The following is a 19,810-nucleotide window of genomic DNA, read 5'->3' on the forward strand; positions in this document are numbered from 1 at the left end:
AACGGATTTCTTTTCAGGTTTGTGATGCATATTTTTCACGTTGCAAAGAACCATTTACAACGCAGGGGTATTTTTTATAAGATGCATTTAAAATACATCATTAAAAACACCACTGAAGGACGCTGCTATGCTCGACGCTCAAACCATCGCCACAGTTAAAGCCACTATTCCCCTGCTGGTCGAAACCGGCCCGAAACTCACCGCCCATTTCTACGATCGTATGTTTACGCATAACCCGGAGTTGAAAGAGATTTTCAACATGAGCAACCAGCGTAACGGCGATCAGCGCGAAGCTCTGTTCAACGCCATCGCAGCCTACGCCAGTAATATCGAAAATCTGGCGGCGTTGCTGCCTGCCGTGGAAAAAATTGCGCAGAAGCACACCAGCTTCCAGATCAAACCCGAGCAGTACAACATCGTCGGCGGCCATCTGCTGGCCACACTGGATGAGATGTTTAGCCCGGGTCAGGAGGTGCTGGACGCGTGGGGAAAAGCCTACGGCGTGCTGGCAAACGTGTTCATTAACCGTGAAGCACAGATCTACAGCGAAAACGCCAGTAAGGCTGGCGGCTGGGAAGGTACCCGCGCTTTCCGCATCGTCGAGAAAACGCCGCGCAGCCAGCTCATCACCAGTTTTGAGTTCGAGCCGGTGGATGGCAAGCCGGTCGCTGATTATCAGCCGGGGCAGTATCTGGGCGTGTGGCTGAAGCCTGAAGGTTTCCCGCACCAGGAGATTCGGCAGTACTCCCTGACCCGCAAACCAGACGGTAAACGTTATCGCATTGCCGTAAAACGCGAAAATGGCGGCCAGGTATCAAACTGGCTGCATAACGAGGCTAACGTGGGTGATGTGGTTCATCTGGCCGCGCCTGCGGGCGATTTCTTTATGGCGGTTGAGGCGAATACGCCGGTCACCTTGATCTCAGCCGGGGTGGGCCAGACGCCAATGCTGGCGATGCTCGACACCCTCGCTAAATCAAACCACAGCGCGCAGGTAAACTGGTTCCACGCCGCCGAGAACGGTGAAGTGCACGCGTTTGCCGATGAAGTGAATGCGCTGGCTTCCAGTCTGCCACGCTTTACCGCCCATACCTGGTATCGTCTGCCGACGGATGCCGACCGTGCAGCCGCACGCTTTGACAGCGAAGGTCTGATGAATTTGAGTCAGCACGAGGGGGCATTCAGCGCGCCGGAGATGCAGTTTTACGTCTGCGGACCGGTAGCGTTTATGCAGTATGCCGCGAAGCAGTTGGTGGAGTTGGGTGTGAATAAAGACAACATTCATTACGAATGTTTCGGGCCGCATAAAGTACTGTAATCGCCCGATGGCGCTACACTTTCCCGGCCGGTGAGGTTTTGCAGGCCGGGTAAGCATAGCGCCACCCGGCTGAATCAGGAATCAGGTACTGACGATTAAATCGCGGCGTCGTCTTCTTCACCGGTACGGATACGGATCACGCGTGCCACATCAAAGACGAAGATTTTACCGTCGCCAATTTTGCCGGTCTGCGCCGTACGGATAATGGTATCCACACAGGTATCCACGATATCGTCGCTCACCACGATTTCAATTTTCACTTTTGGCAGAAAGTCCACCATGTACTCTGCGCCACGGTAAAGTTCGGTGTGGCCCTTCTGGCGACCAAAACCTTTCACTTCCGTCACTGTCATCCCGGTGATGCCCACTTCCGCCAGCGCTTCACGCACATCATCCAGTTTGAAAGGTTTAATAATCGCATCAATCTTTTTCATGGTGGGTCCTTAAACTCTTGCCTGTAAGCTGCTTCGTAATCGGTTGCTCACAGTATCATACTCATTCAGATTTTGCGGTACTACTCTTTAAAATCGTTTGCTTCCAGCTCATGGCGGGAAAGCAGCTTGTAGAACTCGGTACGGTTGCGCCCGGCCATACGCGCCGCATGGGTTACGTTGCCTTTGGTTATCTGCAGGAGCTTGCGCAGATAGTTCAGCTCGAACTGATTACGCGCCTCTGCAAACGTCGGCAGCGCGGTGTTTTCCCCTTCCAGCGCCTGCTCCACCAGCGCGTCGCTAATGACGGGTGACGAAGTCAGCGCCACGCACTGTTCAATAACGTTCACCAGCTGGCGCACGTTGCCCGGCCAGCTTGCAGCCATCAGCCGTTTCATCGCATCGGTGGAAAACGCCCGGACAAAAGGCTTATGCCGATCGGCCGCCTGACGCAAAAGATGGTTTGCCAGCAGCGGAATATCTTCCGCCCGCTCGGCCAGTGCCGGAATTTTCAGATTCACCACGTTCAGACGGTAGTAGAGATCTTCACGAAACTCGTTGCGCGCCATGACCTTTGGTAAATCGCGGTGCGTGGCCGAAATGATACGCACGTTAATATCGATATCGCGGTTACTGCCGAGGGGGCGCACTTTTCGCTCCTGCAAAACACGCAGCAATTTGACCTGCAGCGGTGCCGGCATATCGCCAATCTCGTCCAGGAAAAGTGTGCCGCCTTCTGCCGCCTGGAAAAGCCCTTCCCGGCTGCTCACCGCCCCGGTGAACGCCCCGCGGGCATGACCAAACAGTTCAGACTCAAGCAGTTGTTCAGGAAGCGCACCACAGTTAATCGCGATAAAGGCGTTTTTGCTGCGCGGGCTGGCGTTATGGATAGCCTGGGCAAGGATCTCTTTCCCGGTACCGCTCTGGCCGTTAATCAGCACGCTAACGTCTGACTGCGCCACCATACGGGCCTGTTCGAGCAGACGCAGCATAATCGGGCTGCGGGTGACGATAGACTCCCGCCACGCTTCATCATTCGACGGAGCCGCGTGCTCAAGCGCGCTGTCGATAGCCTTATAGAGGGCATCTTTATCTACCGGCTTGGTCAGGAAGCTGAATACCCCCTGCTGCGTCGCGGCAACGGCATCCGGAATCGATCCATGCGCCGTCAGGATGATCACCGGCATGCCAGGCTGCTGCTTCTGGATCTCCGCGAACAGCTGCAGGCCATCCATTTCATCCATTCGCAGGTCGCTAATCACCAGATCAACCTTCTCGCGGCTCAGGACTTTCAGCCCCTCCTGCCCGCTTTCAGCCGTCACCACGCTGTAGCCTTCACTGACCAGACGCATCCCCAGCAGCTTTAACAGCCCCGGATCGTCATCCACCAGTAAGAGATGGGCAGGTTTTCGGCTTGTCATGGCTTCACATCCTCTTGTTTCTGCGCATCACCGTCTGGCGTCGCGGCTGACCCTTTTGGCGCATCAGGCAGATAATTTCCGGCCGGTTTACGCGTCGAGAGCTGTCTTTCGATGTCGGTCAGGTTTTCAAGCTTGCGCGTCGTGGTATCCAGTTGAGCACGCAAGTGCTGCTCCTGCTGGCGCAGCGTATCAAGCTCGCTGTCGGTGGATTGCTGTAATTTGCTGTAGCGAAAACGCTCTTCAGACAACTGCAGTTGCAACGCCTGACCATCACGCCAGAGCTGATACACCGGGCGCACCTGCGCCGGAAGATTTCCGACAAACGTGTCCAGCCGCGTGACGTTGGTGCGACGCTCAACGGGGGTGATTTTCGCATCCGCGAGTAAAATTCCACGCTTGAACGCGTCCTGCCAGGTATCGTCACTGAGCATCGCCGCTTGCGAGCGCGCCTCAACCGGCGCCAGACGCTGAGCGCAATCTATTCCACGTAGCCAGAACAGCGGATTGCTCTCGACGTCATGCCCCGACAGGTTCCAGATGTCGTCACAGCGGGTCGACAGAAAATCTGCCAGCTGATTATCTGGCCATTTATCTTGTTGTTTATCGCTAATCGCACTTTGCGGCACATGGGAAACACAGCCCGCCAGAAATAAACAGGGCAGGCTCAGGCGAAACATATTGCTGGAAAACACCGCGCGCACGGCGCGGGAAAAGACGTGTGACATACTCACCAGGCATAGATTCATTTCATTGATTTTTCCGGCTCAGGGGCAGTTCAATACGGAAGCAAACATCTGACCGTTCGTCCGTGGCAATTTTCAGCTCACCCTGCATGCGTCGTATGCAGTCCCGGGCAATACTCAGGCCCAGCCCACTTCCTTTTACCGCCCCTTTCCGCTGATGACTTCCCTGGAAAAAGGGTTCAAAGATCATGGTTTTTTCGTCATCAGGGATTGGAGTGCCGGTGTTAGCGACGTCAATAAACACCCGTGAACCATTCGTATAACTTCGGATATAAATGTTACCGGATTCAGTACCATAGTGCACCGCATTGGAGTAAAGATTATCCAGAACGCTCATCAACAGCATCGGTTCCGCGAGGCAGGTTGGCTCACTGAGCTCCACCCCGGTATGCATCATTTTAGCTCTTGCTGGCAAGCTATGGGCGGAGATCACCATATCCACCAGCGGCGCAATATCGACGTTTTCCAGCACCACCGCGCCATCCGCCAGCTTGCGGTTATAGTCCAGCAATTGCTCAATCAGCTTTTGCAGATTGCGGCTGCTGGCATCCAGGATGTCGACAATCTCTTTCTGTTCGGGCGTAAGCGGCCCCGCCACTTCATCCGCCAGCAGTTCCGTTCCTTCGCGCATGCTGGCAAGCGGCGTTTTAAGCTCATGGGAAATATGGCGCAAGAACTGATGGCGCTGGGATTCCAGCCATGCCAGACGTTCAGAAAGCCAGATAATGCGCTGGCCAACAGAGCGCAACTCGCGCGGGCCTTTAAAGGCGACCGTATCCCCGAGAGACTTCCCCTCGCCCAGGCGGTTAATCATGCGCTGGATACCCTTCACCGGGCCGATGATCATGCGGGTAAAGAGCAGAACCAGACCGAGGCTGACGAGGAACAGCACCAGCGCCTGCCAGCCAAAGAACTGGCCACGTTCCGCAATCTCCTGCTGCAGCTGTTGCCCGCGAGAGAAGATAACCGTGCGGGTAGACTGCACCATCTCGGTATTGGCATTCGCAAAGGCTTCCAGACGGGCAGCCGCTGCGGCATCCGGACCGCTGTTCTTACACTGCAGTTGCGCCAGATCGTTCAAATCCTGACGTAACGCCTGATAAAGCTTATCGTCCGGCAGCACCCCTGCATGGGCATCCAGCATTTCACTGTAGCGTTTACGTTGATTCTGATAGACCTTTTCCAGAGTAGGATCGTCGAGCACGCAGTACTGGCGATAGCTGCGTTCCATCTCCAGCGCGGCGTTAGTCATCGCTTCACTGCGTCGGGCGTCGATCAGCGTCGTGCGGTTAGTCAGTGCCGCCTGCGCACTCAGCGCGTTGAGACTCTGCCACGCCTGCCATGCCAGGATCAGCAAAGGCAGCAGGATTAGCAGAAAGGCCATCATGACAAGCTGTCGCAGGGAACGAGGAAAAACGGGCCAGCGTTTCAACGCATTACTCTCTTTATCAGGGTTTTGAGGAGAGCGTAACTGAGTCTGCCCTTCAGATACAACAAAGCCGGGTAAAAACCCGGCTTTGTCATGGAATGAGGCGGTGCCTAACTCGACGTTTCGCCCTGGCCTGATAAAGCAACGCTATGATCAGTAGTTGGACGGCAGGCACCTTTTTGTGCGTCATTCGAAGTTTATGTAGCACGTCCCGAAGGGGCTGACATAAGAAGGTGAATGAGCCACTGATTAATATTATGCAACACTCGTGCCATAATGCAAAACAATAAATTATCTTGTTGATATTTATGTATTTTATGCAATTATGCCGTTAATTGCCCGCTGAATGATTTCCAGGCTAAGTGTCGCTAAAAAGCAACACCTTAACGACAACCCACCACACCCTATATAATTCAATGAGTTAAATGTCTCCTTTTGGAGACACCACGAATAGCGGATTGTCGCGGTTTTGCGACAGGCACAAAAAAACCCGGTGGCGTTTTCGCGCACCGGGCCTGCTGTGGGAGTAGCGGTACGCTTAACCTAGCTGTTTACGCGCATTTCGGAAGATACGCATCCACGGGCTGTCCTCGCCCCAGTTTTCCGGGTGCCAGGAGTTGCTCACGGTACGGAACACTCGTTCCGGGTGCGGCATCATAATGGTCGCACGACCGCTTTCGCTGGTCACCGCAGTGATACCGTTCACCGAACCGTTCGGGTTAGCCGGGTAGGATTCTGTCACCTTGCCGAAGTTATCGACAAAGCGCAGCGCCACCAGACCTTTGCTTTCAAGCTGAGCCAGATGAGCTGCATCGCGCACTTCAACCTGGCCTTCGCCATGGGAAACGGCGATTGGCATCTGCGACCCTACCATGCCCTGCAGCAGCAGAGACGGGCTTTGGGTCACTTCCACGAGGCTGAAACGCGCTTCAAAGCGGTCAGACTGGTTACGCACAAAGCGCGGCCAGGCTTCGCTACCGGGGATCAGCTCGCGCAGGTTGGACATCATCTGGCAACCATTACATACGCCCAGCGCCAGCGTTTGCGGACGGTGGAAGAAGGTTTCAAACTCGTCGCGGACACGGCTGTTGAAGAGGATGGACTTCGCCCAACCCTCACCTGCCCCCAGCACATCGCCGTAAGAGAAACCACCGCAGGCCACCAGCGCCTGGAAATCTTCCAGACCGGTACGCCCGGCCAGCAGGTCGCTCATGTGAACGTCGATGGCATCAAAGCCCGCACGGTAGAAGGCAGCAGCCATCTCAACGTGGGAGTTGACGCCCTGCTCACGCAGTACGGCCACTTTCGGACGCGCGCCGGTCGCAATGTACGGCGCGGCGATATCTTCGTTGATGTCGAAGGAGAGCTTCACGTTCAGGCCAGGATCGTTGTCGTTAGCCTTCGCGTTGTGTTCCTGATCGGCACACTCCGGGTTGTCACGCAGGCGCTGCATCTGCCAGGTGGTTTCAGCCCACCACATACGCAGGGTAGAACGGCTCTCGCTGAACACCGCGTGGCCATCCGCTTCAATGACAAAGCGGTCGCCCTGCACGGCTTTACCCAGATAATGCACGCAATCTGCCAGGCCGTGCTGAGCCAGTACGCTTTCAACCACGTCACGATCTGCGGCACGCACCTGAATCACCGCGCCCAGTTCTTCGTTAAACAGCGCCGCCAGACGATCCTCGCCCAGCGTCGCGATGTTCGCTTCGACACCGCAGTGGCCGGTGAAGGCCATCTCAGCCAGAGTAACCAGCAGGCCGCCGTCGGAACGGTCGTGGTAGGCCAGCAGTTTACGCTGTGCCACCAGGGCCTGGATGGCGTCGTAGAAACCTTTTAACTGCGCCACATCACGCACATCTGCCGGCTTATCACCCAGCTGACGATAAACCTGCGCCAGCGCGGTCGCTCCTAGTGCGTTATGGCCTTTACCCAGGTCAATCAGCAGCAGGGCGTTATCTTCAGTCACCAGCTGTGGCGTCACGGTATGGCGCACGTCTTCTACGCGGGCAAACGCGGAGATGATCAGCGACAGCGGAGAGGTCATCTCGCGCTGCTCGTTACCCTCCTGCCAGCGGGTCTTCATCGACATGGAGTCTTTACCCACCGGAATGGTCAGGCCAAGTGCCGGGCAGAGCTCTTCACCCACCGCCTTCACGGCTTCATACAGGCCCGCATCTTCGCCCGGGTGGCCCGCTGCGGCCATCCAGTTCGCGGAAAGTTTGATACGTTTAATGTCACCAATCTGCGTTGCGGCAATGTTAGTCAGCGCTTCACCAACGGCCAGGCGAGCAGACGCGGCGAAGTCCAGCAGAGCAACCGGGGTACGTTCGCCCAGCGCCATCGCTTCACCGTAGTAGCTGTCGAGACTCGCGGTGGTGACGGCACAGTTAGCCACCGGGATCTGCCACGGGCCAACCATCTGATCGCGCGACACCATACCGGTCACGGTACGGTCGCCGATGGTGACCAGGAAGGTTTTCTCCGCCACGGCCGGCAGGTGCAGAACACGATTGACCGCGTCAGCCACGGTAATGCCCTGACGATCCAGCGCTTTGCCAGCCGCTTTACGGGTCTCAACGTCGCGGGTCATCTTCGGCGTTTTGCCGAGCAGCACGTCCAGCGGCAGATCGATCGGCTGGTTGTCGAAATGGGTGTCGCTCAGGGACAGGTGCAGCGCTTCGGTCGCTTCACCGATGACGGCATACGGGGCACGCTCGCGGCGGCACAGCTCGTCAAACAGCGGCAACTGATCGGCAGCGACGGCCAGAACATAACGTTCCTGGGATTCGTTACACCAGATTTCCAGCGGGCTCATGCCTGGCTCATCACTCAGGATGTCGCGCAGGTTGAAACGACCGCCACGACCACCGTCACTGACCAGCTCCGGCATGGCGTTGGACAGACCGCCCGCGCCTACGTCGTGAATAAAGAGGATGGGGTTGGCATCACCCAACTGCCAGCAGCGGTCAATGACCTCCTGGCAACGGCGTTCCATCTCCGGGTTATCACGCTGTACGGATGCAAAATCGAGATCTGCATCAGACTGACCGGAGGTCATAGAGGAGGCAGCCCCGCCGCCCAGGCCGATGTTCATTGCCGGGCCACCCAGAACGATCAGCTTCGCACCGACTACGATCTCGCCTTTTTGCACGTGATCGGCGCGAATGTTACCGATCCCGCCAGCCAGCATGATCGGTTTGTGATAGCCGCGCAGCTCTTCGCCGTTGTGGCTCTCCACTTTCTCTTCGTAGGTACGGAAGTAACCGTTTAGCGCAGGACGTCCAAATTCATTGTTGAACGCCGCCCCGCCCAGTGGGCCTTCGGTCATGATATCCAGCGCGGTCACAATACGTTCCGGCTTGCCGAAATCTTCTTCCCACGGCTGTTCAAAGCCCGGGATGCGCAGGTTGGAGACGGAGAAACCGACCAGACCGGCTTTTGGTTTAGCACCCCGTCCGGTTGCGCCTTCGTCGCGGATTTCCCCGCCAGACCCGGTCGCCGCACCCGGCCACGGCGAGATCGCCGTCGGGTGGTTATGCGTTTCGACTTTCATCAGGATATGCGCCGGCTCCTGATGGAAATCATAGCGCCCTGCTTCGCGATCGGCGAAGAAGCGGCCCACGTCAGAACCTTCCATCACCGCGGCGTTGTCTTTGTAGGCAGACAGCACGTGGTCAGGCGTTTTTTCCATGGTGTTTTTGATCATTTTGAACAGCGACTTCGGCTGCTCTTCACCGTCGATAATCCAGTCGGCGTTGAAAATCTTGTGACGGCAGTGCTCAGAGTTTGCCTGAGCGAACATGTAAAGTTCGATGTCGTTCGGGTTGCGGTTCAGCTTAACAAACGCATCCTGCAGGTAGTCAATTTCGTCTTCTGCCAGTGCCAGACCGAGACGCAGGTTGGCGTCAATCAGCGCCTGACGGCCCTGCCCTAGCAAATCGACGCTCTGTACCGGCGCAGGCTGATGGTGGGAGAAGAGTTTCTGCGCATCGTCCAGAGAGGCAAAGACACTCTCCATCATGCGGTCGTGCAGCTCAGCGGCAACGGTTTGCCACTGCGCATCGGTCAGGGTAGAGGCTTCAACGTAGTACGCCACGCCGCGCTCCAGACGGTTAATCTGGTTCAGACCACAGTTGTGGGCGATGTCGGTGGCTTTGGAAGACCAGGGGGAGATGGTGCCTGGACGAGGCGTCGCAAGGATCAGTTTGCCGGTTGGCGTATGGCTGCTCAGGCTTGGACCATATTTGAGCAGGCGTTCCAGCTGTACTCGCTCCTCTGCATTCAGGGGTGCATTCAGGTCAGCAAAATGGACATACTCAGCGTAAATATTGCTTACCGGAAGGTCGGCTGCCTGAAAACGTGCCAGCAGTTTATTGATACGGAAGGCAGACAGTGCAGGCGAACCACGCAGAATTTCCATCATAAGTCTCTCGTCTTCGAAGCGCCGGGGCGCTTACAGTGTGCGCAAGGGGGGAAAACGGGCGTCATTATAGAGAATCCTGAGCGTCGACGAAACCGTTTGCGTCGAAATAAAATCAACGTTTACGTTTAACAATAGATGTGACCTCTCTCTCTAATTTGTTGCCAAGTGGCGTAACTTTACGCAAAATGCCGCTCATTCAATGGCAAACCTTATTCTTAACATGGCTACAGCATACTGAGGCACCCGGCGTCGCAGAGAATTAACTAATTGAAAAAATTAAAGATTAATTATCTGCTCATCGGCATTGTAACGTTGCTGCTGGCAGTGGCCCTCTGGCCTTCCATCCCCTGGTTCGGTAAAGCCGAAAACCGTATCGCCGCCATACAGGAGCGGGGGGAATTGCGCGTCAGTACCCTCAACTCGCCGCTGATTTACAGCGACATTAACGGCAAAACGATTGGCCTGGATTATGAACTGGCGCAGCAGTTTGCCGACTATCTTGGCGTGAAGCTCAAAATTACCGTCCGTCAGAATATCAGCCAGCTGTTTGATGACCTGGATAACAACGATGCCGATATCCTTGCGGCCGGGCTGGTGTACAACAGCGAGCGCAGCAAGAACTATCAGCCAGGCCCAACCTACTACTCCGTTTCGCAACAGCTGGTCTACCGGGTCGGGAGCCTGCGCCCGCGAACGCTGGCGGCGATTAATGCACAACAGTTGACCATCGCCCCGGGTCACGTCGTGATTGACGATCTGCGTGAGCTCAAGGAGAAGAAATTCCCGGACCTGAGCTGGACCGTTGATCCTAAGCTCGGTACGACTGAGCTACTGGACCAGGTAAAAGATAAAAAACTGCCCTACACCATCGCTGATTCGGTCGCGATCAGCCTTTTCCAGCGCGTGCACCCCGAAATCGCGGTGGCGCTGGACGTGACAGACGAACAGCCGGTGACCTGGTTTAGCCAGCTTGATGACGATCAGACCCTCTCTGCGGCGATGCTCGATTTCTTCAACACCATCAATGAAGACGGTACGCTGGCGCGTCTGGAAGAGAAATACCTCGGCCACGGTGACGATTTTGATTACGTCGACACCCGAAGCTTCTTGCGCGCAGTCGATAGTGTGCTGCCAGACCTGCAGCCGTTATTTGAGAAGTATGCCCAGGAGATCGACTGGCGATTACTGGCAGCGATCTCTTATCAGGAATCCCACTGGGATACTCAGGCCACCTCGCCTACTGGCGTTCGCGGCTTAATGATGCTCACTAAAAATACCGCTCAGAGCCTTGGGCTGACTGACCGTACCGATGCAGAACAGAGCATCAGCGGCGGCGCACGGTATCTGCAGGATATGATGGGCAAAGTGCCGGAGACGGTGCCTGAAGAGGAACGGATCTGGTTTGCGCTGGCAGCCTACAACATGGGTTACGCGCACATGCTTGACGCGCGCGCGCTGACGGCGAAAACGAAAGGTAACCCGGACAGCTGGTCAGACGTAAAACAGCGCCTGCCGCTGCTGAGCCAGAAGCCGTGGTACAACAAGCTGACCTACGGTTACGCCCGCGGGCATGAAGCCTACGCCTACGTGGAAAATATCCGTAAATATCAGATTAGCCTGGTGGGTTATCTGCTGGAGAAGGAAAAAGAGGCGGCAGAGGCAAACCAGCTGGCTCAAAGTTATCCGGTGGTGGCACCGGACGAACTTACTCGCCCGACAACTTCAATTCTGCCTTTTGTTGCTTTTTCTGCTGACGGCGCATTCGAAAGAAATCACTTAATAGCCCCGCACACTCTGGTGCAAGTACCCCACCGATAGTCTGCACCTGGTGGTTCATTCCCGGGTGTCCCAGTACGTCCATCAGCGAACCGGCCGCTCCGGTTTTTTCATCCCGCGCGCCAAAGACCAGCGTGCCGATACGGCTATGCACCATCGCGCCGGAACACATAACGCACGGCTCAAGCGTGACATACAGCGTGGTATCAAGCAGACGATAGTTTTGCAGCACCATTCCGCCCTGACGAAGGGCCATGATTTCAGCGTGCGCAGTCGGATCGTGACGGCCAATCGGGCGGTTCCACCCTTCCCCTATCACCTGGTTATTGTGGACAAGCACAGCACCCACGGGCACTTCCCCCTCGTCCCAGGCGCGCTGGGCAAGCGTAAGCGCATGGCGCATCCAGTATTCATGATCGCATTCAGGGTTGCACAACGGTTGATACTCCAGTCTAAAAGCGGGCGGCATTATACACACCCGCTATAGATAAGACTATTCGAGTTGCTGAAGTTCGCCTGCGGGCGTGACGCGCCAGCGATGCTGGCAAAAATAGAGCAGCGGGTTGTCCTGCTTGCTGTCGCTGTAGCCGCTGTAAAGACGCAGTGGCGTACCGATTCGCTTCTCCAGTTGCACCACCTTTTCATGTCCCAGGCAGCGCATGGTCAGTACCCATCCACCGTACCCGCGGGTAATTTGCGTGGCGATAAGATTCACCCGCGGCAGCCACGGGGTATCATAATAGACCTGTTCCACCAGCGCTTGCGGGGATCCGGTAATCAACCAGATGTCGGCATCGTTCGCGTCGAGATAGCTGGTGAGCCTTGCCTGAACAACCGGAAACGCGGTCACATGCCCGCGAAACCAGTGCACAAAGTCCTGCTGAAGCTGTTTAAGCCGCGCTTCGCTGCGTCCAAAGGTACAGCCCCAGAGCAACAGGCTCATTGGCCAGCGCGCTGCCCGACCTTTTAGCAGCAACGCAATGCCAATTACGGGTAAGAGAGGTAATACGAGCAGCGCATTCAAAGGCTGACGCCGCAGCAGGTAGCGCATAAACGTACCAAACATATCCTGCTGATGCAGCGTACCGTCCAGGTCGAAAAAAACAACGCGACGCTCGTGATTTGCCAAACCTTACTCCTCTGGATCGTTGAATCCTAACAGCCAGGTAAACAGGAACCCGGCGATCACCGCTACCAGATAGCCTAACAGATAGAGCATAACTTTTCCGGTCACGATGGTGAGCGCCAGCGGCAGCCCGGAGATCCCGAAGGTGATCACCGTTGCCACTTTCCAGTAGCTGATCAGCGCTCCGCCTACCGCCCCTCCCAGGCAGGCACCGAGGAACGGTTTCCCCAGCGGCAGCGTGACGCCGAAAATCAGCGGCTCGCCAATTCCGAGTAATCCGACCGGCAGCGCACCTTTGATCACTTTTTTCAGCCGCGCGTTGCGGGTTTTCATCAGTACGGCAATCGCCGCCCCGACCTGCCCCACGCCAGCCATCGACAGGATGGGCAGCAGCGCGTTGTAACCGTGCGCCTGCACCAGCTCGACGTGGATCGGCACCAGCCCCTGATGCAGACCGGTCAGTACCAGCGGCAAGAAGGTGCCTGACAGCACGGCACCCACTAACAGACCGCCGCGATCGATAGCCAGCGATGCGCCATGGGCGATGGCCTCAGAGATCCAGCCCCCCAGCGGTTGCAACGCCACAATAGCCACGCTGCCGGTGATCAACGTCGTTAACAGTGGATTGAGGATCAGCTCAATTGATCCAGGCAGGAGGGTGCGCAGTTTCTTCTCGATCCAGCACATCAGGATGACCACCAGCAGCACGGCAATCACCCCGCCGCGGCCAGGCTGGAGCGCCTCACCAAACAGGGTTATCTGCGCCAGTTGTGGGCTGGACAGAATACCTGCCATCACCCCGCCCATGGCCAGCGAGCCGCCAAAGACCTTCGCGGTGTTGACACCCACCAGAATGTTCATGATGGCAAACACGGCGCTGCCGAAAATCCCGAGAATGCCTAATAAATTAGGGTAGTGGGTCGCGAAGTCCCCTACGATATCCGGACGCTTAAGAATATTGATGATCCCGGTGATTAAGCCAGAGGCAATAAACGCCGGGATCAGCGGAATAAAGACGTTGGCCAGTTGTCGCAGCGCATCGCTCATGGGGGCTTTGTATCGGGCCTTTGCCTGCGCCTTCGTACGTTCGACGTCATCGATCGCCACGCTCTCGCCGCCGACCATTAGCGCACGCATGGCATCCACAACCTGCGCCGCCTTTCCCGGCCCGACAATCAGCTGGTGCTGTTGCCCCTGTTTAACGTAACCACTCACGCCGGAAAGCTGCTTCAGACGCGGCACATCAAGCTGCTCGTCGTTATGCACCTCGACGCGCACGCGCGTCATGCAGTTTTCCAGACGCTGAATATTTTTTTCCCCACCGATCCCCTGCAGGATATCGCTGGCGAGCGCTGCTGTTTTGTCCATACACGCCTCTGTTAGTTTTCTAATGCCGCCCGTAAGAACCCGTTATGGGCATTGAGCCTTGCTCTGGCGGCCGCAGCGTCCAGTCCGCTCAGGATCATCAGAATGGCCGGTTTAACATCGTGATCGGTTTGTTTCAGTACCGCTTCCGCCTCTTCGCGGCTTGCTCCTGTCGCCTCCATGACCATACGGCAGGCTCTGTCCACCAGCTTGACGTTGGTCGCTTGCATATCCACCATCAGGTTCTGATAAACCTTGCCAAACTTCACCATCGCGCCAGTGGAGATCATGTTGAGCACCAGCTTTTGCGCGGTGCCGGATTTCAGGCGCGTAGAGCCGGTTAACGCTTCCGGGCCGACAACCGGAGAGATAGCGATAGCAGCAACCTGCGCAATCGGCGAGCCAGGATTACAGGAAATCGCCACCGTGGTACAGCCCGTCTTGTTGGCATACTCCAGACCGCCGATAACGTACGGCGTACGCCCGGAGGCCGCCAGCCCAACAACCAGATCCTGAGCGGTCAGATTTAGCCCCTTCAGGTCATCCTCGCCGAGCTGTTTGTTGTCTTCCGCCCCTTCCACGGCTTTCAGCAGCGCGCCAGGGCCGCCAGCAATCAATCCGACGACCAGACCGTGCGGCACACCAAACGTTGGCGGGCATTCAGAGGCATCCAGCACACCAAGACGCCCGCTGGTTCCGGCGCCCATGTAGATAATGCGACCACCGGCCTTCAATGCTTCCGCCGCCGCATCGACGGCTTTCGCCACCTCCGGTAATGTCTCTTTCACTGCCTGCGCGACCAGCGTATCCTGTTGATTAAAACGGTTAACCAGCTCCAGGGTGCTGAGCGCATCCAGATCCATGGTTTGTGGGTTACGCGTTTCAGAAACAAGTGAGCCAAGATTCATCTTTTGTACCTCAAGAATTTTTAATTCATAATAATCTCACTATAATGGAATATAAAATTCATTCAGGCGAGCAAAATTCGTATTTGCGCAGACAATCACAATTTCGCCAGGAGAACCTATGAACTGTTTAATTCGCATTCGCCAGCGTTATGCAGGCTTTGCTCAAAGCGATAAAAAGCTGGCGGATTTTCTGCTCTCTCAGCCCGACCATGCCCGCCATCTCAGCTCGCAGCAGCTGGCGAGTGAGGCCGGAGTGAGTCAGTCGAGCGTGGTGAAATTTGCCCAGAAGATTGGCTTTAAAGGCTTCCCGGCTCTCAAGCTGGCGATTAGCGAAGCGCTGGTGAGTAACCCCAATCCGCAGTCGATGCCGGTGCATAATCAGATTCGTGGCGATGACCCGATGCGTCTGGTGGGAGAGAAGCTCATCAAAGAGAATGTCGCGGCCATGCATGCCACCCTTGATGTGAATACCGAAGAAAAATTACTGGAAAGCGTGGCGATGCTGCGTGCAGCGCGACGTATTATTTTGACCGGGATAGGCGCGTCCGGACTGGTGGCACGTAACTTTGGCTGGAAGCTGACAAAAATAGGTTACAACGCCATTGTCGAGCAGGATATGCACGCCCTGCTGGCGACCGTGCAGGCGATGGATGCTAACGATCTGCTGCTGGCGATCTCCTATTCCGGCGAACGCCGCGAGATCAATATGGCTACCGATGAAGCCTTACGCGTAGGCGGTAAGATTCTGGCCATCACCGGGTTTACTCCCAACGCGCTGCAGCAGCGGGCTACGCGCTGTTTATATACTATCGCGGAAGAGCAGGCTACGCGCAGCGCGGCGATCTCCTCGACAAGTGCGCAAATGATGTTGACCGACCTGCTGTTTATGGCCCTGGTGCAACAGGATCTGGAGCACGCGCCAGAGCGTATCCGGCACAGTGAAGAGCTGGTAAAAAAACTGGTTTGAACAGGTAATGAGCGTATAATGCCCGCCCTGTTTGTGTTGTTTCTGAGAATTTCCTGATGGCGCTGTTAATCACCAAAAAATGCATCAATTGCGATATGTGCGAACCGGAATGCCCGAACCAGGCGATTTCGATGGGCGAGAGCATTTATGAGATTAACAGCGACCGCTGCACTGAATGCATCGGCCACTACGAAACGCCGACCTGTCAGAAAGTGTGCCCAATCCCCAATACCATCCTGAAGGATCCGGCACACGTTGAGAGCGAAGAGCAGCTTTGGGATAAGTTTGTCCTGCTGCATCACGCGGACAAACTTTAACTTTCGATAATCACCGTCGCGCAGGCGTAGTGGCGTTCATCGGCGAGCGTCACATGCATGTGATTTACGCCGAGTTTCTCTGCCAGCGTTTGCGCCTCACCCCATAAACGCAGGCGTGGTTTACCCAGCTCATCGTTAAACACTTCAAACTGGTTAAACGCCAGACCGTTACGAATACCGGTGCCGAAGGCTTTGGCTGCCGCCTCTTTGACGGCAAAGCGCTTGGCCAGAAAACGTACCGGCTGCTGATGCGTCTCCCAGATGGCCCATTCGTTATCGCTCAGCATGCGTCGTGCCAGGCGATCGCCACTACGGGCGATCACCGCTTCAATGCGGGCTATTTCAACGATATCGGTGCCTAAGCCCAGAATAGCCATTACTGACGCGCTTCCAGCATCAGGCGTTTCATTTCTGAGACCGCCTCTTTCAGGCCACTCATTACCGCACGGCCAATAATAGCGTGGCCGATATTCAGCTCATGCATTTCTGGCAGGGCTGCAATAGCCTTGACGTTATGGTAGGTCAGGCCATGCCCGGCGTTAACTTTCAGCCCCAGGCTCGCGGCATAGGTGGCCGCATTGGCGATACGCTCCAGCTCTTTGGCCTGCGTAGTTTCGTCTTTCGCATCAGCGTAACAGCCGGTATGAATTTCAATATAGGGCGCGCCCACTTCGGCAGCCGCTTTGATCTGTGCTACATCGGCGTCGATGAACAGAGAGACCAGGATACCCGCCTCAGCCAGACGCTTGCAGGCATCACGCATTTTGTCGCGTTGACCCGCCACGTCCAGGCCCCCTTCGGTGGTCACTTCCTGACGTTTTTCCGGTACCAGGCAGCAGAAATGCGGCTTCGTCTCGCAGGCAATCGTCAGCATCTCTTCCGTGACCGCCATCTCCAGGTTCATGCGGGTATCCAGCGTCTGACGCAAAATGCGCACATCGCGGTCGGTAATATGACGGCGGTCTTCACGCAGGTGAACGGTAATGCCATCGGCGCCAGCCTGCTCAGCGATGAACGCCGCCTGAACCGGATCGGGATAAGCCGTGCCGCGTGCATTACGCAGCGTGGCGATGTGATCAATGTTGACGCCTAACAGTAATTCAGCCATGACAATCCTCGGTATTTTAGTTCGTGTCCCTGCCTCCCTCTCCCTCAGTGAGAGGGCTGGGGCGAGGGTCTGATACGTTAACGTTTCGGCATAAACTGCCTGAACAATTCGCGGCTCTTTAAGGGCTTGCCGCCAAGATACGGCTTGAGCGCAATTCGGGTAAAGCGTTTTGCTGCGCGAAGGGTATCCTGATCGGGAAACTCGCGCGCATACAGCGCTCTAAGCTGTCGCCCGGTAAAGGTGCTGTTATCTATCACGACGCTGGCGATAAAGCCTTTTTCTTCACGGTAGCGATAGGTCATCGCATCCTCTACCTCGTCTCCGCTCCCTGCACAATGCAAAAAATCGACCCCGTAGCCCAGGTGTCCGAGCAGCGCCAGTTCAAAACGACGCAGGGCAGGTTCGGGCGTACCGGTAGCGCCGGCCAGCGTCTGGATACAGTGCAGGTAATCAAAGAAAAGTTCAGAGAAGCGAGTCTCATGCTCCAGAACACGTGAGATGAGTTCGTTGACATAGAGACCGCTGTACAGCGTGATACCAGAAAGGGGGAGCGCCAGAGAGACGGCTTCGGCACTGCGCAGGGTTTTGACTTCCCCACGCCCGCCGAAGCGTACCAGCAGCGGAGTGAAAGGCTGTAAGGCGCCCTTCAGGCCGGAGCGTTTGGAACGTGCGCCTTTAGCAACAAGGCGCACACGGCCCGACTCTTCCGTGAAAACGTCCAGCATAAGGCTGGTCTCGCTCCACGGACGGCTATGGAGGACAAAGGCACGCTGCCATCCATCCACGATGTTCAGTCTTAGACGTCGTCGCCGTAACCGAGGCTGCGCAATGCACGCTCATCATCGGCCCAGCCTGATTTCACCTTCACCCACAGTTCAAGGTGAACCGGGGCTTCAAACATGTCCTGCATGTCTCTGCGCGCTTCAATGCCGATGGTTTTGATCTTGGCACCTTTGTTGCCGATCACCATCTTCTTCTGCCCTTCGCGCTCAACGAGGATCAGGCCGTTGATGTCATAGCCGCCGCGTTCGTTGGTCTGAAAACGTTCAATCTCAACCGTTACGGAGTACGGCAGTTCCGCGCCAAGGAAACGCATCAGTTTTTCACGGATGATCTCAGAGGCCATAAAGCGCTGAGAACGATCGGTGATGTAATCTTCCGGGAAGTGATGAATCGCTTCCGGCAGATGTTTGCGCACGATGCCTGCGATGGTATCGACGTTCAGACCGGTCTCGGCAGACAGCGGGACGATATCAAGGAAGTTCATCTGGCTTCCCAGCCACTGCAGGTGCGGCAGCAGATCGGCTTTTTCCTGCACGTTGTCCACTTTGTTGACCGCAAGGATCACCGGCGTTTTACCGTCGCGCAGTTTGTTCAACACCATTTCGTCGTCAGGCGTCCAGCGGGTGCCTTCCACCACGAAAATCACCAGCTCTACGTCGCCAATCGAGCTGCTCGCCGCCTTGTTCATCAGGCGGTTGATGGCGCGCTTCTCTTCCATGTGCAGGCCCGGGGTATCAACGTAGATCGCCTGATAGGCGCCTTCCGTGTGGATACCGACGATGCGGTGACGCGTGGTCTGCGCCTTACGGGAAGTAATGGAAATTTTCTGCCCAAGCAGATTATTCAACAGGGTAGATTTGCCAACGTTCGGACGTCCGACGATGGCAATAAACCCGCAATACGTTTTTTCTTCGCTCATTCCAGCTCCAGCATTTTTAACGCCTGTTCGGCGGCAGCCTGTTCAGCCTTACGACGGCTAGAACCTGTGCCGACCACCGGTTCACTCAGGCCACTGACCTGGCAATGGATGGTAAATTCCTGATCGTGCGCTTCGCCCCGCACCTGCACCACCAGATAGGATGGCAGCGGGAGGTGGCGACCCTGCAAATATTCCTGCAGACGCGTTTTCGGATCTTTTTGTTTATCGCCCGGACTGATTTCGTCCAGACGGGTTTGATACCAGTTAAGGATCAGCTTTTCTACGGTCTGAATATCGCTGTCCAGGAACACACCACCAATTAATGCTTCGACCGTGTCGGCAAGAATAGATTCACGACGGAAGCCGCCGCTTTTCAGTTCACCCGGCCCAAGTCGCAGACATTCGCCCAGTTCAAATTCACGAGCGATTTCCGCCAGGGTATTACCCCGAACCAGCGTCGCGCGCATGCGGCTCATATCACCTTCGTCCACACGTGGGAAACGGTGATAAAGCGCATTCGCGATCACGAAACTTAAAATAGAGTCACCCAGGAACTCGAGGCGCTCATTATGCTTGCTGCTGGCACTGCGGTGGGTTAATGCCTGTTGCAACAACTCCTGATGATGAAAAGTGTAGCCCAGCTTCCGTTGAAGCCGATTAATTACGATGGGGTTCATGCGATACCAGTAAATGAATGCGTCAAAAATGCAGCACACGAAACCGACCTGAGAAGACCAACGCGGTTTCGTGTGCCGTGGCACCCTTGCAGGGCC

The 19,810-nt window shown here is 56.1% G+C and carries 18 protein-coding genes; 4 read left to right on the top strand and 14 right to left on the bottom strand.

Annotated elements, in window-relative coordinates; translation table 11 throughout:
- The first annotated feature begins 127 nt into the window (after positions 1-127).
- Complete coding sequence (gene hmpA / locus BH714_RS13020; RefSeq protein ID WP_040018156.1) at positions 128-1,318, top strand: NO-inducible flavohemoprotein; 1,191 nt, start codon at positions 128-130, stop codon at positions 1,316-1,318.
- A 95-nt stretch (positions 1,319-1,413) separates the two neighbouring features.
- Here the strand turns inward: hmpA and glnB are convergent, their stop codons facing one another.
- The 5 genes from glnB to purL form a co-directional block, all read right to left on the bottom strand.
- Positions 1,414-1,752 (bottom strand): nitrogen regulatory protein P-II, encoded by a 339-nt coding sequence (gene glnB, locus BH714_RS13025; RefSeq protein WP_003860685.1) that lies wholly within the window; start codon positions 1,750-1,752, stop codon positions 1,414-1,416.
- Positions 1,753-1,832: 80 nt separating this feature from the next.
- Complete coding sequence (gene glrR / locus BH714_RS13030; RefSeq protein WP_014171196.1) at positions 1,833-3,170, bottom strand: two-component system response regulator GlrR; 1,338 nt, start codon at positions 3,168-3,170, stop codon at positions 1,833-1,835.
- A complete protein-coding gene (qseG, locus tag BH714_RS13035) occupies positions 3,167-3,916 on the bottom strand; it encodes a two-component system QseEF-associated lipoprotein QseG (protein ID WP_014171197.1) in 750 nt (249 codons plus the stop codon). Before qseG ends, glrR begins: the two co-directional genes overlap by 4 nt.
- Before the next feature lies 1 nt (position 3,917).
- Positions 3,918-5,345 carry a two component system sensor histidine kinase QseE/GlrK gene (gene qseE, locus BH714_RS13040; protein WP_025203453.1) on the bottom strand — a complete coding sequence of 476 codons (1,428 nt, stop codon included), beginning with the start codon at positions 5,343-5,345 and terminating at the stop codon, positions 3,918-3,920.
- A 535-nt stretch (positions 5,346-5,880) separates the two neighbouring features.
- On the bottom strand, positions 5,881-9,768 hold the full coding sequence (gene purL, locus BH714_RS13045) for a phosphoribosylformylglycinamidine synthase (RefSeq protein WP_040018157.1): 3,888 nt from the start codon (positions 9,766-9,768) through the stop codon (positions 5,881-5,883).
- A gap of 267 nt (positions 9,769-10,035) precedes the next feature.
- Between purL and mltF the strand changes: the two genes are divergently transcribed.
- The gene (gene mltF, locus BH714_RS13050) at positions 10,036-11,586 is read left to right on the top strand and encodes a membrane-bound lytic murein transglycosylase MltF (protein WP_014171200.1); all 1,551 of its coding nucleotides are present in this window, start codon (positions 10,036-10,038) and stop codon (positions 11,584-11,586) included.
- Here mltF and tadA read toward each other — a convergent pair.
- Genes tadA through murQ form a run of 4 tightly spaced genes read right to left on the bottom strand, consistent with a single transcriptional unit; the run spans position 11,474 to position 14,943 of the window.
- Positions 11,474-12,013, bottom strand: coding sequence for a tRNA adenosine(34) deaminase TadA (gene tadA, locus BH714_RS13055; RefSeq protein ID WP_052445456.1), 540 nt, complete (start codon positions 12,011-12,013; stop codon positions 11,474-11,476). The two genes, mltF and tadA, sit on opposite strands and share 113 nt — an antisense overlap.
- Before the next feature lie 24 nt (positions 12,014-12,037).
- Entirely contained in the window at positions 12,038-12,673 is a 636-nt protein-coding gene (yfhb, locus tag BH714_RS13060; protein ID WP_020883009.1) for a phosphatidylglycerophosphatase C, read from the bottom strand.
- A gap of 3 nt (positions 12,674-12,676) precedes the next feature.
- Positions 12,677-14,038: a PTS transporter subunit EIIC gene (locus BH714_RS13065; RefSeq protein WP_025203450.1), complete on the bottom strand. Its 1,362-nt coding sequence runs from the start codon at positions 14,036-14,038 to the stop codon at positions 12,677-12,679.
- An 11-nt stretch (positions 14,039-14,049) separates the two neighbouring features.
- Positions 14,050-14,943 (bottom strand): N-acetylmuramic acid 6-phosphate etherase, encoded by an 894-nt coding sequence (gene murQ / locus BH714_RS13070; protein WP_014171205.1) that lies wholly within the window; start codon positions 14,941-14,943, stop codon positions 14,050-14,052.
- A 118-nt stretch (positions 14,944-15,061) separates the two neighbouring features.
- On the opposite strand from murQ, the gene BH714_RS13075 reads away from it, so the two are divergent.
- Both BH714_RS13075 and BH714_RS13080 read left to right on the top strand, forming a co-directional pair.
- Complete coding sequence (locus BH714_RS13075) at positions 15,062-15,910, top strand: MurR/RpiR family transcriptional regulator (RefSeq protein ID WP_014171207.1); 849 nt, start codon at positions 15,062-15,064, stop codon at positions 15,908-15,910.
- Positions 15,911-15,966: 56 nt separating this feature from the next.
- Entirely contained in the window at positions 15,967-16,227 is a 261-nt protein-coding gene (locus BH714_RS13080; RefSeq protein ID WP_020883006.1) for a YfhL family 4Fe-4S dicluster ferredoxin, read from the top strand.
- On the opposite strand, the gene acpS is transcribed toward BH714_RS13080, so the two are convergent.
- The 5 genes from acpS to rnc all read right to left on the bottom strand — a co-directional run bounded on the left by acpS (position 16,224) and on the right by rnc (position 19,714).
- Positions 16,224-16,604 carry a holo-ACP synthase gene (gene acpS / locus BH714_RS13085; RefSeq protein ID WP_040018160.1) on the bottom strand — a complete coding sequence of 127 codons (381 nt, stop codon included), beginning with the start codon at positions 16,602-16,604 and terminating at the stop codon, positions 16,224-16,226. The genes BH714_RS13080 and acpS overlap by 4 nt on opposite strands.
- Positions 16,604-17,335 carry a pyridoxine 5'-phosphate synthase gene (gene pdxJ / locus BH714_RS13090; protein ID WP_014171210.1) on the bottom strand — a complete coding sequence of 244 codons (732 nt, stop codon included), beginning with the start codon at positions 17,333-17,335 and terminating at the stop codon, positions 16,604-16,606. The genes acpS and pdxJ overlap by 1 nt, the downstream gene beginning before the upstream one ends.
- Before the next feature lie 77 nt (positions 17,336-17,412).
- Positions 17,413-18,120 carry a DNA repair protein RecO gene (gene recO / locus BH714_RS13095; RefSeq protein ID WP_040018161.1) on the bottom strand — a complete coding sequence of 236 codons (708 nt, stop codon included), beginning with the start codon at positions 18,118-18,120 and terminating at the stop codon, positions 17,413-17,415.
- A gap of 11 nt (positions 18,121-18,131) precedes the next feature.
- Entirely contained in the window at positions 18,132-19,037 is a 906-nt protein-coding gene (gene era, locus BH714_RS13100; protein ID WP_014171212.1) for a GTPase Era, read from the bottom strand.
- Positions 19,034-19,714, bottom strand: a complete 681-nt coding sequence (gene rnc / locus BH714_RS13105) for a ribonuclease III (protein WP_003860711.1) — start codon at positions 19,712-19,714, stop codon at positions 19,034-19,036. The genes era and rnc overlap by 4 nt, the downstream gene beginning before the upstream one ends.
- Positions 19,715-19,810 lie beyond the last annotated feature (96 nt).

The sequence above is a fragment of the Enterobacter ludwigii genome (assembly GCF_001750725.1).
GTDB classification, from domain to species: domain Bacteria; phylum Pseudomonadota; class Gammaproteobacteria; order Enterobacterales; family Enterobacteriaceae; genus Enterobacter; species Enterobacter ludwigii.

Excerpts from the sequence above, each read along its gene's own strand:
- BH714_RS13065 (WP_025203450.1), bottom strand. The coding sequence starts at position 14,038 with ATGGACAAAACAGCAGCGCTCGCCAGCGATATCCTGCAGGGGATCGGT.
- era (WP_014171212.1), bottom strand. The coding sequence starts at position 19,037 with ATGAGCGAAGAAAAAACGTATTGCGGGTTTATTGCCATCGTCGGACGT.
- rnc (WP_003860711.1), bottom strand. The coding sequence starts at position 19,714 with ATGAACCCCATCGTAATTAATCGGCTTCAACGGAAGCTGGGCTACACT.
- glnB (WP_003860685.1), bottom strand. The coding sequence starts at position 1,752 with ATGAAAAAGATTGATGCGATTATTAAACCTTTCAAACTGGATGATGTG.
- BH714_RS13080 (WP_020883006.1), top strand. The coding sequence starts at position 15,967 with ATGGCGCTGTTAATCACCAAAAAATGCATCAATTGCGATATGTGCGAA.
- purL (WP_040018157.1), bottom strand. The coding sequence starts at position 9,768 with ATGATGGAAATTCTGCGTGGTTCGCCTGCACTGTCTGCCTTCCGTATC.
- pdxJ (WP_014171210.1), bottom strand. The coding sequence starts at position 17,335 with ATGGCTGAATTACTGTTAGGCGTCAACATTGATCACATCGCCACGCTG.
- hmpA (WP_040018156.1), top strand. The coding sequence starts at position 128 with ATGCTCGACGCTCAAACCATCGCCACAGTTAAAGCCACTATTCCCCTG.
- acpS (WP_040018160.1), bottom strand. The coding sequence starts at position 16,604 with ATGGCTATTCTGGGCTTAGGCACCGATATCGTTGAAATAGCCCGCATT.
- qseG (WP_014171197.1), bottom strand. The coding sequence starts at position 3,916 with ATGAATCTATGCCTGGTGAGTATGTCACACGTCTTTTCCCGCGCCGTG.
- murQ (WP_014171205.1), bottom strand. The coding sequence starts at position 14,943 with ATGAATCTTGGCTCACTTGTTTCTGAAACGCGTAACCCACAAACCATG.
- glrR (WP_014171196.1), bottom strand. The coding sequence starts at position 3,170 with ATGACAAGCCGAAAACCTGCCCATCTCTTACTGGTGGATGACGATCCG.
- tadA (WP_052445456.1), bottom strand. The coding sequence starts at position 12,013 with ATGCCGCCCGCTTTTAGACTGGAGTATCAACCGTTGTGCAACCCTGAA.
- BH714_RS13075 (WP_014171207.1), top strand. The coding sequence starts at position 15,062 with ATGAACTGTTTAATTCGCATTCGCCAGCGTTATGCAGGCTTTGCTCAA.